Here is a 13,702-nt window from a genome sequence, read left to right on the forward strand (position 1 = left end):
TTTCTGCGCTGCCAGAGTTCAGGTTCAGGGCATTTCTATGCACACTGTCTGCAACGAACGTCTACTACTTGGTTGATATTTGCCAGCAACACCGCAACAGAAGGGGTCTCCCCGCGCAAAACTACGCGGGAAGACCCTGCTCGAAATGCTGATCAGCTATAGATCAATCCTGCTCATTGTGCTGCTGAGTCGCATCTTGCGACTGCTGTGCGGCGGTCTGCTGTTCCGTCGGTTGCACTGGCTGAGCCGGCTGCACCGACTGAGGCTGCTGAACCGGAGGCTGTGGGGCGGCCGGCTGCTGCGTCATTGCCTGCTGCGCCTGCTGCACCGGCTGAGCTGGCTGAGTAGGCTGAGTAGGCTGAGCAGGCTGATTGAATGGAGCCTGCCATTGCGCTTGATTCGGCTGGACTGGCTGAGCGTTGGGCTGCGGAGCTGCAGGCTGTGCACCGGCAGCCGGGTTCTCCACGCCGAACTGCCAATTGCTGTTGTCGACATTGCTCGGCGGCTGCTGCGCAGGAACGCCGAACTGCCAGCCGTTGTTCTGATACGAGCTGTCGAATGCCGGGTTTGCCGGCGGATTCTGCGCAGCCGCCTTCTTTGCGCGCTGTGCGTTGTAGAACGCGACGATGGTGCCGACGAGCATGACGATGATGGCGATGACCAGCAGCCACATGCCTGCGCCATAGCTTGCACCGACATTGATATATGACGAATAGGCGTTCACGTTGCCGAAGCTGCTGCCGGCGTTGGCGATCTCATAGATGACGAGCAACGCGTAGATGATGGTGATGGTGAGCGCTGCGATCTCCTGGCGCAGCACGGCGAGCACGCCGATTGCTATTGCGCCAAACAGCAGTACCCAACCAATGCCGTGCGGCATCAGAGAAACGGAAACGGATGCGTTGAACATATTCACGCCGGCGAACGGCAGGAACAGGCCGATGATGGCGAGCACTGCGCCCACCGCCGTGACCAGATTGCCGTAGGCAATGTCATAGTTGCCGATGCGAATGTGCTGCTTACCCATCGAATCCGCGAATTTGTTCACCGACTCTTTCACGTCGACAGGAGCCTGCTGAGGCTGAGGCGGCTGATTGAACTGCGGCGCCTGCTGGTTCTGCGCATACTGCGCATTGGGTGCAGCGTTTGGAGCGGCATTCGGCGCAGCTGCCGGTGGCACGTTCTGGGATTGTTGCGGCTGTTGCGGAGCCGCTTGCTGAGGCTGCGGTGCGGCCTGCTGAGGCTGGGCTGGCTGCGGAGCAGCACTTTGGCTGTTGTCGGCAGCGTTGTTGTCATTCGGATTCATACTCATCCTTACATGGGTCGGGCATGCGCAAGCACGCCTGAAATACAACGATCGGCACCATCATAGCCAACACACGTTTACATCGCGTGTGCAAGCTCGACGGTGCCGATCCGTTGCGAAAAGAATTGCGTCAGTTGTTGAGCGGCTTGACGAGCGGGAACGTGATCGTCTCGCGAATCGTGGCGCCGGTCAGTGCGATGAGCAGTCGGTCGATGCCCATGCCCATGCCACCTGCCGGCGGCATGCCAACGCCGAGCGCCTCGAGGAAGTCCTCGTCGATGTCGCTGGCTTCGGCGTCGCCTGCGAGCGCGTCCTTGGCCTGTGCCACGAAGCGTTCGCGCTGCACCACTGGGTCGTTGAGCTCGGAGTAGCCGGTGGCGAGTTCGAAGCCGCGCACGTAGAGATCCCACTTCTCCACGACGCCCGGCTTGCTGCGGTGCGCCTTGACGAGCGGTGAGGTCTCCACAGGGAAGTCGCGCACGAAGGTAGGCTCATAGAGCTTGTCTTCGTAGAAGTGCTCCCACAGGTGTTCGACGAGCTTGCCGTGGTTCTCCACTTCGTCGCGTTCCACGCCGAGACGGTCGGCGATGGCACCGAGTTCGTCGACGGAGGTTTCCGGCGTGATCTCCTTGCCGAGCGCTTCCGACAGCGAGTCATACATACTCATGTGCTTCCATTCGCCACCGAAGTCGTATTCGGTGCCGTCGAGCAGCGTCACCTTCGTGGAGCCGAACACGTCGATGGCCGTCTTCTGAATGAGTTCTTTGACGAGCTTGGCGATCGTGTCGTAGTTGCCGTAGGCTTCATAAGCTTCGACCATCGTGAACTCAGGGGCGTGCGTGGCGTCGACGCCTTCGTTGCGGAAGTCGCGGTTGATTTCGAACACGCGCTCGATGCCACCAACCAGGCAGCGCTTCAGGAACAGCTCCGGTGCGATGCGCAGGTAGAGGTCGAGGTCGAAGGCGTTCATGTGCGTGGTGAACGGGCGAGCCGCAGCGCCACCATGAATCGTCTGCAGCATCGGGGTTTCAACCTCGAGGAACCCGTGATCGTCGAAGGTGCGGCGCAGCGAGGCGACGGCCTTGGAACGGTTGCGCACCATGTTGCGAATCTTCTCGTCGGCGATCATGCCGATGTATGGCTTACGCGTGCGGGTGTCTTCATTGAGTTCCTTGTGCAGCGTCGGAAGCGGCTGAAGCGCCTTGGCCGCGATTGCCCATTCGTCGGCGAACACCGAGAGCTCACCGGTCTTCGACGCGATCACACGGCCCTTGACGAACAGATGATCACCCAGGTCAACGAGCTGCTTGAACTGCTTGAGCGAGTCGGCGCCGATCTGCTTCTTCGAAAGCATGGCCTGAATGGTGGTGCCGTCTCCCGCCGCGAGCTGCACGAAGCACAGGCCGCCAGCGTTGCGAATGAACAGCACGCGACCTGCGATGCCCACCACGTCATCGGTTTCGGCGCCTGCTTCGAGCTTGCCGTCATACTTGGCACGCACGTCGTCGATCGTCGTGGTGATGTCAAGCGACACCGGGTATGGATTGATGCCGTCTTTGAGCATCATCGCGCGCTTGGCGACGCGCGTCTGCACCTGCTCGGAGTGTGCGAGTGGGCCGAATTCCTTGTTCGATGGATCCACGGCGTCGTCGAGTGACGCACCTTCCTGCACACGGTCGAAAATCGCCTTGTCTTGGTTGAGGAGCATCTCCGCGCGCTCCACGGTGCTCATCGCAGGCGCGAGGTTCTCATCTTCTTCAATAATGATCTCAGGGGTTTCATTCGCTTCAGTCATAGCGCCCCAGTGTAATCTGCCCGTTCTACACTATAGAATTATTAATTGCATCGCTAGGATTCCATGCATATCAACGCAAACGGCAGATAATGGATCATAAAAGAGACACGCCGTGATTTGCATAGTTGAGATTTACGCATAAAATATCATCTGTTGTCAAAAAGCAACATCGGGCTGTGGCGCAGCTTGGTAGCGCGCTTCGTTCGGGACGAAGAGGCCGCGAGTTCAAATCTCGCCAGCCGACGCGAGAGGGTTTCCACCGCATGGTGGGAACCCTCATTCATTTTCACCCAAGCCGTGCTTTCCTATTCAGTAAGGTGCGCTGTAACCATCTGTCAAGCCGCATTGAGTTTCTCTGAGATCAGTCGATTGAAGCTGATGTGCTGTTCCTGCGCTTCTATGGCGAGCCTGCGGTGCGTGGCCGGCGGAATGCGAACGGTGAATTTACCCGAATAGTGTCGAGCGGAGAATGGTTGCGGCACTTCCTGCCCGTCGGCTCGAAGTATGTCGATTGCCTCATCGACTACTTTTTGAATGCCATTGAGCGCCGCAACCGGAGAATCGTCGAGCCAGCTCAGCGACGAGAACTCAAGCACCGTGCCGACGAACTGCTCGTCTTCGGGAGAATATGCCACACGATATGTGTATTTATTGCTTTCCTTATTCATGCTTACCACTCTCCAACTTGTCGATCGCCTCGATGACCTGCCTCACCTGATATGGCTTGGCTTTACCGTTTTCGAAGCTTGGATATTGACCAAAGGATCGCCTGCCCATGGTGTTTTATAAAAGTGATGCGACGTTGATTTATTTCTGGGCTTGCCAAAATAATGCTCGCACACCAGGCACAGCTGATCGAAGCGTATGCTCTGTGGCGATGCCCGCATCTTCGCCAATATTTTCTCAAACTGTGTCATAGTGGCATTATAGCCACCATTATGTTCTGGTTCAACTCGAACACAAAGCTTTTGTATGCCTACTGAACAAGCTGTGCCCGCACAGTACTGTGCGGGCACGCTCAGGGTGAAGATTGAGTAAAGGCAAACTGATGTTGCGATAGGCGGCTCCTTCTCTTGCTCTTGCTGTTCTTACAGTTTTTGTTCTTACTCGTTGTGCTCGTTGCGACGCGTGTTGCGCGTGTGCCCCACGATGCCCCAGATGATGGCGATGAGTGAGAGCGTGACGCCGGCACCTGCGGTGGAGTAGGCGATGATCGTGTTGAGCGCCGGCATGGTGAAGTTGGTTGAAGTCATCATGATGCCGACGATGACGGTGATGATGCCGATGAACAGCATGATCACCCCGAAGACGATGGTTCCCGCGCTGGCACCGGTTGGTCGTTGCGGTTCCACCGCACTCCCCTGCCGCCCAGCTCCGCCTTGGTTCGGAGTGTCGTTTTGCTTGGCGGCACCGGCTGGTTGGCCTGCAGACTGTTTGGCATCCTTGGACTGATAAAGAGGGATACTCGCCGTTGGAGCAGCACTTGCCTGCGCCGATTCGCGAATCGACTTCGACGGCGTTGAGTTTGCTGTCGTAGTCTTTGGCGTAGCTCTGACCTTTGGCATTGGAATCGTAGGGTCGGGATCGGCCTGCTTCCCGAATTGTTCGGAAAGCGGCTTGTCGAGATGCGGTGCGGCGGCGAGTTTTTTCGCCCCGATCTCTTTGGTATCGAGTTGCGTGGTGTTCTGGGCATCCGCCATGTTGAGCTCCTGAGTTGCAGCTTCATCATGCTGGTCGCGACCGGCAGCGGGTGCGTTATGTTCGTTGCTCATTGTGTGTCACTCCTTGGAGCCGGGAATCGAGCCGGCGTATTCGACGTTGATGGATGCATTGCGCAGCACGCGTGGTGCGATGCGCAGCTCGGGATCCGCTGCTTTGTCGGCATACGGTGCGCAAGGCCAGTAATAGCCGTGTTCGATGAGCTGCTTGCCTTGGGCGTTGGCGTTCTTGCTGACGGTGACCTTGCCGTCGTTTTCGCTGATGCCGTTGCACAGTTGCTGCATCTGCTTGGAGCCGTATGCCTGATAGAAGGCTGTGGGTGGCACCGAACCGCCGACATACAAGCCGGCATCCCCCACCTGCAGGTCGAACGCCGAATGCAGGTTCTCGTCTGTGAACACGTTGAATGTGTCTGCACGAGCGCCCACCGGAATGCTTGAAATGAGCAGACTATCGTGCGCGTTGATCTCGTCGGCGTAGTCATGCAATGATGGTGACGCCTGGAATATCCACGAGCAGCCATATGGGAGTTTGACGACCACGCGTGCATCGGTGACTGTCATCGGAATATCTTCCACCGGGCATGTGGTAGTGGTGGTCGAACCGTCGTTCAACGTGACCGTGTGTTTGCCGTTGTTGCGCGCATAGTCGGTCAGGTCGATCGTGACCGTTGACTTGTCGTAGCCTTGGCCGGTTATCGCCACGCCCTTGCTCAGTTTGTTGATGTTCGCCTTCGATGAGTCGATCACAAGCGTTTTGTCGACGTTGATATGCGTGTAGTGGCTAGACAGCGCCGGCTGGATGGCGTTGGCCGCCGCGAACGCGGTGCCCATCACCATGGCGAGCGCCGCCAGGAACATGAAGAGCCATGCAAATGGGTGCAGGCCGCCAGTTCTTCTGCCCATGCAGCCGAGCACGATGATGATTGCGCCGAGCACCAAGCAGACGATGCCGATGTACAGCACTGCGGATTGCGCGGCCTGCAACATCGAGAAGTGGCTCGAGAATACGCCCGCGGTTGCGGCGACCGCACCAAGACCCAGCAGAATCAAGCCGAATACGAACAGCACGAGAATTGGTCCGGCTGGCTTGCGGCGCTTCTTCGGCTTGTATTCATAGTGGTAGTCGTAGTTACGCCCTGCATACTGGTATTGGTAGGTGTAGCCATTCGCGGTTTGCGCTGCGGCGGCTTGCGCGCCGGATGGCATGGCCGATGGCGCGCTCTGAGGCGGCACATGCTGTGACGGCATGTTCTGCTGCGTCGCGTTACGAGGGTTTGCCTGCTGCCGATAGGGTGCATTGGTTGGCGCTCCTGCTGCTGGCATGGGGCGCGATGCACTCTGCTGAACTGGCTGTGTGCCCTGCGGAGGAATGTTATTTGGCACGGTGTTCGGCGCAGCGTTCGGCGCATTGTTCACTGGACGGAGAAACCGGCGGCGCCCGTGGTCGATCAGCAGATACATCACCAGCAACGCCAGCAGCAGTGGCGTGAGGTTCACCCATGCGAGCGGCGTGAAGGCCGGGAAGTAGATGGCTCCAGACACCAGAATGCACAGGATCACGCCGATGAACGACCAGTTCCAGTGCCCGTGAATGAGGTCTTCCAGCAGAATGCCGTGGTCGTCGGCGTCAGGCAGGATCGCCCAGGCGATGCCGTAGAGGATCGCGCCGAATCCGCCGAGGAACGCGGCGACGATCATCAGAACGCGCACCAGCGTGACGTTCCAGCCGAGTTCTTGGGCGATTGCTCCGCAGACGCCGGCGATCACACGGTTGTTCGTGCGTTCCACGCCGCTTTCGCGAACCCAACGGAAGAAGGAATATTCTTTGTTTGGGTTGTTGTTCGAAGGTTGCTGATTGTTCGGATTATTTGGGTTCTGCGCAGGCTGACCGTACTGCGGCGCGCCCTGTGGCACACCTTGCGGCCCCTGCAGATTGTTCATTGCGTTGCTCATGGTTCCATTACAGCAGTCGGATTCTCAGCAAAACATCAGGGAACACCCCTAAAAATCCCTGATTCATGGCGTAACACCCTAGTCTTCTCCCTGAAAGACGGCACAATGGAAGTATGCAGTCGTTTGAATCTGAACCGTTTGGCACACAGCCCGAGCAGGACTTTGAGCAGCCCGAGCAGCTCGCTCCCCCGTTGCTGCCAGCCAAACTGCCGCTTATGCGCCCCAAACAAGGCCGCATGGTGGCAGGCGTGGCGCGAGGCATCAGCCTGCACCTGGGTGTGCCGGTCATTTGGATTCGCCTGTGCTTCGTGGCACTCACCTGCTGGTTCGGCGTGGGTGCGTTCGCATACGTGGCGCTGTGGATTCTGATTCCCGAAGGCGACCCTCACCAACAGGCTGCACGGCTGCGCGCACTGCACACCGGCCGCAATTCGCCGTTGGCCAAGGGCAACACTCCCATTGACGCGAACGGCGTGCCGTTGTTCACGCAGCAGACGCTCGACGCGGAGCAAAACAGCTGGTATGACTACACTGGGCTTGCACAATCCCAGGATTCGGAATCGATGTTGGGCACCGCGAAACGCACATTGTCGAACGCGTCGAAGCCAGCGATCATCGCAGCAGTCGGTTTGGCGCTTATCGCCATCGCCGCATTGATGAGCTTCAACGAGCGGTTCGCGCAGAGCCCTTATATTCCGGCGATGCTGTGCCTGCTTGGTGTGGGCATAGCGTGGATGAACTTTCACACGCGCAGTGCGCAGGTGCGAGCCACGGCGATCGGCGAAGCGCTCATTTTCGTGGCGTTCTTCGTGTTCGTCATCCAGTCGAGCCTGCAAACCGGTGCCGTTCCGCTCCCGCGCGCACTACTCAGCGGCCTGGCATTGCTGTTGGCGGCGATCTGCGCGATCATTCCGTGGATGCTCACTCTCATTCGCAACATCGGCAAGGAGCGCGCGCTCAAAGAGCGTGAGGAGGAGCGCGCAGACATGACCGCGCATCTGCACGACGGCGTGTTGCAAACGCTCGCACTCATTCAATTGCACGCGAACGACGAGCAGCAGGTGTTCACGCTCGCACGCTCGCAGGAGCGTGAACTGCGCAATTGGCTGTATCAGGAGCGCACTACGAGCGACCGTTCTGTGAACGCTGGTTTGCAAGACATCGCCGCGCAAGTCGAAGACACGCACGGCAAGCCGATCGACGTGGTGACGGTTGGCGACGCGCGCCCGAGCGCGCAGACCGACGCGCTGCTTGACGCGGCGAAGCAAGCGATGGTCAACGCGGTCACGCATGGCGGCGAACCGGTTTCCGTGTATTGCGAGGCGAACGCCAACAATGTGGACTTGTTCGTGCGCGATCACGGGCAGGGGTTCGACGTCAATGCGATTCCGAAGGAACGTCTGGGCATACGCGAGTCGATTATCGGTCGCATCAAGCGCCGTGGCGGTACAGTGGAAATAGTGTCGCGCCCGAACTGGGGCACGGAAGTGCGCATGCACATGCCATTGCAAGCGGAGCCAGCCGCCCAGCAGAGCTCTCAGGCAACCCCGGCCAACGTAGCACAGAAGAGGCAGTAGAGATATGGCAACAGCAACACCGAAGCAGCAGTCGACGCGCATCGCTGTGGTAGACGATCACGAGATGTTCCGCGCAGGCGTCATCGCCACGCTGCAACCGTATTTCACGATCGTCGGTCAGGCCGCCGATGTGGATTCCGCGATCGACATGATCGCCGACACGAAGCCAGACGTCGTGCTGCTCGACGTGCACGTTCCGGGAGGTGCCGGTGGTGGCGGTGCTGAGATTCTCGCGAAATCGCAACCGAAATCCCCTCACACCGCGTTCCTCGCACTGTCGGTGTCTGATTCCGCGCAAGACGTCGGCGCGGTTATTCGCGCAGGTGCGCGTGGCTATGTGACGAAAACGATCACCGGCAACGATCTGATCCACTCCATCGAGCAGGTTGCCGACGGCTACGCCGTGTTCTCCCCGAAACTCGCCGGTTTCGTGCTTTCCGCGTTCCAGGGCGCGCCGTTGAGCGACACGACCGGCGGCGTTCAGGGAGCACGGTCCGAGATTCATGATGCCGAGCTCGATTCGTTGTCGTCGCGCGAACAGGAGGTCATGCGCTTGATCGCACGCGGCTACACCTACAAAGAAGTGGCTGCCGAACTGTTCATCTCGGTAAAACAGTGGAAACGCATGTGAGCAATGTGCTGAAGAAACTGCAGCTCTCGAACCGCAACGAGCTCACGCTGTGGGCTGCCGATCGGCACATTGTGTGATTTGCCTCACTTCCCGCACTCCTGCGCGTGCCCCTCGGGGCGGAATGCACACTCGGCGTCTAGAATTCGAAGCAGAACTCCTTTTCTACTTGAGATGGGAACAGCATGAACGAAGACGCTCAGGATTCACCACACGCAACGTTCGATGTGAACGCGTTTCTCGCCGGTCTTGACGACCTGTTCGCGAATCACACGGCGAAAGACAAGGCCGACGACTACCTCAAGCAGGCGATGGCCGACGCCGAGAATGCCGAGGATTGGGGCGGCTTGCTCACTGTGCTCAACGAGACGATGGGATTCTACCGTTCGCAAGGCAGGCATGACGACAATCAATGGATTATTCAGCGTGCGCTCGAGCTCGCGCTTCGCATGGGGTTGGAGGGCACTGAGGCGTGGACGACGACGCTGATCAACGCGGCGACGTCGCAACGCGCCGCCGGAAATTTCGATCAGGCTCAAGAACTGTTCGATCAGGCGCTCGATTCGGCGCGCGCCACCTATGCTCCGAATGATCGTCGGCTCGCCGCCTTGCATAACAACCGTTCGATGCTGTTCAGCGAAACGAATCGCAAAGATCAGGCGATTGCCGAACTGCGCGCTTCGCTCGATATTCTCGAGCATTCCAGTGTCGACGCGCAATCCGACGTCGACATCGCGTCGACGTGCACCAATCTGGCGTTGGCGATGCTCGACAGTCCGGAATCGACTGACTCTGAGGGAGAATTGCGTGAGGCACGCGCGTTGGCGCAACGTTCGCTTGACATCTACGAGCACGCGCACGCCCAAGGCAGCGCTCACTATGCGTCCGCGCTTGCGGGGTACGCTCACGTGTGCTTCGCCGCGCACGATTACGCCGCCGCGGTCAGCGGGTATCGCGACGCGCTGGCCGTTATTGAGCGTTGCTATGGCAAGAACACCGATTATTACCGTGTGACTGCCGAGAATCTGGCTGAAGCGGAACGCAAGCTCGCAGCGAGCGCTCACGATAATCCACAAATTCACACTTCGCACAGTGAGCAGAGTGACTCCGAACATCCACAGCGCACTGTGCACAATGATTCCTCTCAATCCACAGCAGACGGTGCGCAGACCGTTCACGAGAACGGGCTGCAGCTCTCTCGCGCATATTGGCAAGAAGTCGTCAAGCCGATGCTCGCGGAAAAATATGCGGATGCCATGCCTCGCATCGCAGCGGGATTGGCCGGGCACGGTTCGGAATGCTACGGTTTCGACGACGCCATTTCGCGTGATCATGATTTCGGACCGCGCGTGTGCCTGTGGCTCACTGATGACGATTACCAAGCGTTCGGCGAACAGCTGCAGAAAGATTACGACGCACTGCCACAGGTGTTTCACAATGTTTCACGTTCCGCGACGACTCCGCGCGCGCAGGGTGCGGCGAAACGCGACGGCGTGTTCGCAATCGGCGCGTTCTTCGAACAGCTGACGGGAATGCCGCACGCTCCGGCAGAAGATGAACCGCATCTGTGGCTCTCCCTTGATGAGGCGACGCTGGCGAGCGCGACGAACGGCCGTGTGTTCGCGGACGCGCTCGGCAAATTCTCCGCGGCGCGTCAGTCGTTCCTGCGCATGCCGGATGATGTGCTGCTGTCGCTCATCTCGCGCAGGCTGGGCATGATCTCGCAGGCGGGGCAATACAATCTGCCGCGCATGCTTCAGCGCGGCGACGGTGCCGCGGCTTGGCTGTCGATAAGCGAGTTCGCGCAGGCGACGTCATCGTTGGTGTTTCTGCTCAACAATCCGGCGAGTGTGGGGTATGCGCCGTATTACAAGTGGCGTTTCGCCGCGTTGCGCAGACTTTCCGCACGCCCTGCAGTCCTGTTGCCGCAGGTGTGCGGCGAGCTCGAGCACATACTTCAGCTCGCGTCGGCGGCGTGCTTCGGCGGCGCCGGCTTCGGCGAGGGTGGGCGCGGCGCGGCGCCCAACGTCGATGCGGTGACGCGTGATGTCGATGATATCTGCGCTCAGATAGTCGCCGTATTGCAGCAACTCGGACTTACCGACAGCGACGAGCGTTTCCTTGAATGGCAGCGCCCGTATGTCGAATCTCATATCACGTCGACCGCAGCTTGCTTGCACAGCATCTAGCGCTGCGCACACAATTTGCAAAACTTTTGTAAGGAGACAGAGTGAACGAACAACAGTTGGTTTCGCAGATCATCAACGAGGAGTGGAACCAGTTCCAGCACACGAACAATGAGGGCGGACGCGCGAATTGCCAAGGAAACAAGCCGATGTTTCAGATCATGCGCGCCAGTCAGTTCGACACGTGGCCGCAGCCGCTGCTCGAGTCGTATCTGAGTGATTTGCAGGCGGCGGATGCGAGCGGACGCAACTTGGTGACCGAAAATACGCGCGCATGATGGCGTCGACCGCACCGAGCATCTATCAGCGTGACCTCGAACCGTATCTGCCGGTGCTTTCGGAGCAGCGCGTCGCCCAGCAGGAGCGTATCATCGCGCAGCAGCTGGCGTGGGCGCGCGATTTCGTGAACCGATACCCTCGCCTCGGCGCGGGTATGCGCGTGCTGGAAACCGCGCAAGACACCGAGGAATCCACGTCGTTCGAAACGTATCTGCGCGGCGAATTGGGCACCTATTCGCAGCGCACGCTCGACCTGTATCAGCAGTTCGTGAACGATCTGGCAAGCAAACAAGAGAATCTGACCGAGCAGACGGTGCGCAACACCGTGCGGCTCTCCGGCTTCGACTCGCTCGATGAGGCGGAACAGGCACAGTAATGCATTGCGAACGACGGCACGGAAAATCCACGTGAACAGTAGAGTGTTATTGTGCAGCATTTCTTGAAGCAATTCGCGTGGACGCTCGGCGTTTCAATCCTCATGGTCGCATTGTTCGCAGGTTTGGGCATCGCCATGGAGCCGAAGTGGTCCGTCAAACCGCTTTCCACGCATCTGACGGTGGCTGAAAGCAACACGCAGATCAAAGCGAAAGGCATAGCCACTCCCCAGGAGGGCACTTACAAAGTCAAGGAAACGCATACGACGCTCACCATAAGCGACGGGAAAACGGTGAATGCGATCATCCGCGAACCGGTCGGCGCGCCGGCGAACCGTGCGGCGTGCGTGTTCGTGCACGGAGCCGGCACCGGCAAAGCGGAGGAGGTGTATGCAGATCTGGCGAGCGCGATGGCTTCGGCGGGCATCACCACACTTGTGCAAGACAAGCGTCTCGACAACTATTCGGCGTTGCACCGCGACTACGATTCGAATGCCGAGGATTACCTGGTCGGCTTGAACACGCTGCGCAAATGCAAGGGTGTGAACCCGAAGATGGTGGGATTGTACGCCGAATCCGAAGGCACATGGATCGCGTCGGTGATGACGCATAAAGACAAATCGATCGCCTTCCAGATTCTCACCTCCGCACCCGTGTATTCGGGGCGTCAACAGATGGCAATGGCTGCCACCGAATACCTCCACATCATCGGTGCGCCGAACGGCGTGGTGAACATCATTCCACGCTTACTGAGCTTGAACTTCTCGTCACTGGGATTGCAGTACGCGGATTTCGATGCCGACGCCTACCGCGATTCACTGACGATGCCATTGCTGATCAACTACGGCACGATCGACCCGTCGATGCCCATTGAGCAGGGCGCGCAGCAACTGCTCGCCGATGCGCATAGCGTAGGCAATTCGAACGTGGTCGTGCGCTACTACCCCACCAACCACCAGATGCGCACCGGCTCGTCGCTGTCGTTGCCCGGGTTGCCGTTGGAGAAGAACTACACGCATAATCTCGAGGATTGGGTCAACTCGATTGCGGCGGGCGCCACCGCCTCCGACTGGCAGACGCCGATGATCGCCGGCTCCACGCCGTATCAGGAATATGCTGTGCCCGACAACATCAGGCCTGGGCTCATACGCTCGGTGAACGTACTATTCGTGCTTATAGCCGTGTGCCTGATCTCCTGGCTGCTCACCGTCGGCTGCTGCATCGGGGCGTTCGCGCAACGTCGCAGAAAAGCCGCACAAACAGTGGATGCGAATGGGCGCGTTGTCGTGCACCGTTTCGCCACGCTTTCGAAAGTGCTGATCATCACGAACATCGTGTTGTTGCCGTTGTCGATAGCCGGTTTCGTCTGGTATTTCGTCGTCGCCGCGAAATCGGCTGTGTCGTTGACCGACAACGCGGCGGTGCTCACCGCCGGCTGGAATGCGTTGCGCTGCGGTTTCCTGATATTGATCGTCATGAACAGTTGGATGTGGGTGCGCATGTTCTTCTTCTACGGTCCCGGGCGCATCGATCGCGATGAGCCGAAGAGCAATACTCGTTTGGCGAAAGGCCATACGATAACCGTTGCGCTGCTTTCGGTGAGTGTGCTGTGCGCGTTGACGCTCGGCGCGTTCTTCGGATTGGTCGGCTGACCGCCTGCCGCTGTTCGACTGGCTCGGAACAGCGTACATAGCAAAAGTCCTGTGAAGCAATGCTCCACAGGACTTATTTGTTTGCGGATGAGGCGAGATTCGAACTCGCGGACGCTTGCGCGTCAACGGTTTTCAAGACCGTCTCCTTCGACCGCTCGGACACTCATCCATGTGCGTCGTGCACAGTGAGCCAGTATAGCATATGGCAAGGTACCACAGGCTCTCAGTGCG

The 13,702-nt window shown here is 58.9% G+C and carries 9 protein-coding genes, 2 tRNA genes and 2 pseudogenes; 6 read left to right on the forward strand and 7 right to left on the reverse strand.

The annotated features are described in order from the left end of the window. Window positions 1–163: 163 nt before the first annotated feature. Together GSD1FS_RS06220 and lysS are read right to left on the reverse strand one after the other, a co-directional pair. Window positions 164–1,306 (reverse strand): YybS family protein, encoded by a 1,143-nt coding sequence (locus GSD1FS_RS06220; protein WP_155588863.1) that lies wholly within the window; start codon window positions 1,304–1,306, stop codon window positions 164–166. Window positions 1,307–1,436: 130 nt separating this feature from the next. After that, window positions 1,437–3,101: a lysine--tRNA ligase gene (gene lysS / locus GSD1FS_RS06225; RefSeq protein ID WP_155588864.1), complete on the reverse strand. Its 1,665-nt coding sequence runs from the start codon at window positions 3,099–3,101 to the stop codon at window positions 1,437–1,439. A 170-nt stretch (window positions 3,102–3,271) separates the two neighbouring features. Here lysS and GSD1FS_RS06230 point away from each other — a divergent pair. Beyond that, window positions 3,272–3,344: transfer RNA gene (locus GSD1FS_RS06230), tRNA-Pro, on the forward strand. 92 nt (window positions 3,345–3,436) lie between these two features. Here GSD1FS_RS06230 and GSD1FS_RS06235 read toward each other — a convergent pair. The 4 genes from GSD1FS_RS06235 to GSD1FS_RS06250 form a co-directional block, all read right to left on the reverse strand. After that, window positions 3,437–3,736: a type II toxin-antitoxin system HicB family antitoxin gene (locus tag GSD1FS_RS06235; protein ID WP_210766385.1), complete on the reverse strand. Its 300-nt coding sequence runs from the start codon at window positions 3,734–3,736 to the stop codon at window positions 3,437–3,439. A gap of 75 nt (window positions 3,737–3,811) precedes the next feature. Further along, window positions 3,812–4,018 (reverse strand): hypothetical protein, encoded by a 207-nt coding sequence (locus tag GSD1FS_RS06240; protein WP_210766386.1) that lies wholly within the window; start codon window positions 4,016–4,018, stop codon window positions 3,812–3,814. 186 nt (window positions 4,019–4,204) lie between these two features. Continuing rightward, window positions 4,205–4,873 carry a hypothetical protein gene (locus GSD1FS_RS06245; RefSeq protein WP_155588866.1) on the reverse strand — a complete coding sequence of 223 codons (669 nt, stop codon included), beginning with the start codon at window positions 4,871–4,873 and terminating at the stop codon, window positions 4,205–4,207. A 6-nt stretch (window positions 4,874–4,879) separates the two neighbouring features. Continuing rightward, window positions 4,880–6,775, reverse strand: a complete 1,896-nt coding sequence (locus tag GSD1FS_RS06250; protein WP_155588867.1) for a PspC domain-containing protein — start codon at window positions 6,773–6,775, stop codon at window positions 4,880–4,882. A gap of 113 nt (window positions 6,776–6,888) precedes the next feature. Between GSD1FS_RS06250 and GSD1FS_RS06255 the strand changes: the two genes are divergently transcribed. From GSD1FS_RS06255 to GSD1FS_RS06275, 5 genes and pseudogenes are all read left to right on the forward strand, one after another. Beyond that, window positions 6,889–8,352, forward strand: coding sequence for an ATP-binding protein (locus tag GSD1FS_RS06255; protein ID WP_155588868.1), 1,464 nt, complete (start codon window positions 6,889–6,891; stop codon window positions 8,350–8,352). 4 nt (window positions 8,353–8,356) lie between these two features. Beyond that, window positions 8,357–9,060: pseudogene (locus GSD1FS_RS06260) on the forward strand (LuxR C-terminal-related transcriptional regulator). A 105-nt stretch (window positions 9,061–9,165) separates the two neighbouring features. Then, entirely contained in the window at window positions 9,166–11,169 is a 2,004-nt protein-coding gene (locus tag GSD1FS_RS06265; RefSeq protein WP_155588869.1) for a DUF4037 domain-containing protein, read from the forward strand. A gap of 41 nt (window positions 11,170–11,210) precedes the next feature. Continuing rightward, window positions 11,211–11,821, forward strand: a pseudogene (locus tag GSD1FS_RS06270) (DUF4125 family protein). A gap of 51 nt (window positions 11,822–11,872) precedes the next feature. After that, window positions 11,873–13,471 carry an alpha/beta hydrolase family protein gene (locus tag GSD1FS_RS06275; protein ID WP_343030230.1) on the forward strand — a complete coding sequence of 533 codons (1,599 nt, stop codon included), beginning with the start codon at window positions 11,873–11,875 and terminating at the stop codon, window positions 13,469–13,471. A gap of 84 nt (window positions 13,472–13,555) precedes the next feature. On the opposite strand, the gene GSD1FS_RS06280 is transcribed toward GSD1FS_RS06275, so the two are convergent. After that, window positions 13,556–13,640: transfer RNA gene (locus tag GSD1FS_RS06280), tRNA-Ser, on the reverse strand. Window positions 13,641–13,702: the final 62 nt, after the last annotated feature.

The organism is Bifidobacterium canis (assembly GCF_009727065.1).
GTDB lineage: Bacteria > Actinomycetota > Actinomycetes > Actinomycetales > Bifidobacteriaceae > Bifidobacterium > Bifidobacterium canis.

Bases quoted from the DNA above. Each gene is read 5' to 3' on its own strand.
- GSD1FS_RS06220 (WP_155588863.1), bottom strand. From the start codon at position 1,306: ATGAATCCGAATGACAACAACGCTGCCGACAACAGCCAAAGTGCTGCT.
- lysS (WP_155588864.1), bottom strand. From the start codon at position 3,101: ATGACTGAAGCGAATGAAACCCCTGAGATCATTATTGAAGAAGATGAG.
- GSD1FS_RS06240 (WP_210766386.1), bottom strand. From the start codon at position 4,018: ATGACACAGTTTGAGAAAATATTGGCGAAGATGCGGGCATCGCCACAG.
- GSD1FS_RS06245 (WP_155588866.1), bottom strand. From the start codon at position 4,873: ATGAGCAACGAACATAACGCACCCGCTGCCGGTCGCGACCAGCATGAT.
- GSD1FS_RS06250 (WP_155588867.1), bottom strand. From the start codon at position 6,775: ATGAGCAACGCAATGAACAATCTGCAGGGGCCGCAAGGTGTGCCACAG.
- GSD1FS_RS06255 (WP_155588868.1), top strand. From the start codon at position 6,889: ATGCAGTCGTTTGAATCTGAACCGTTTGGCACACAGCCCGAGCAGGAC.
- GSD1FS_RS06265 (WP_155588869.1), top strand. From the start codon at position 9,166: ATGAACGAAGACGCTCAGGATTCACCACACGCAACGTTCGATGTGAAC.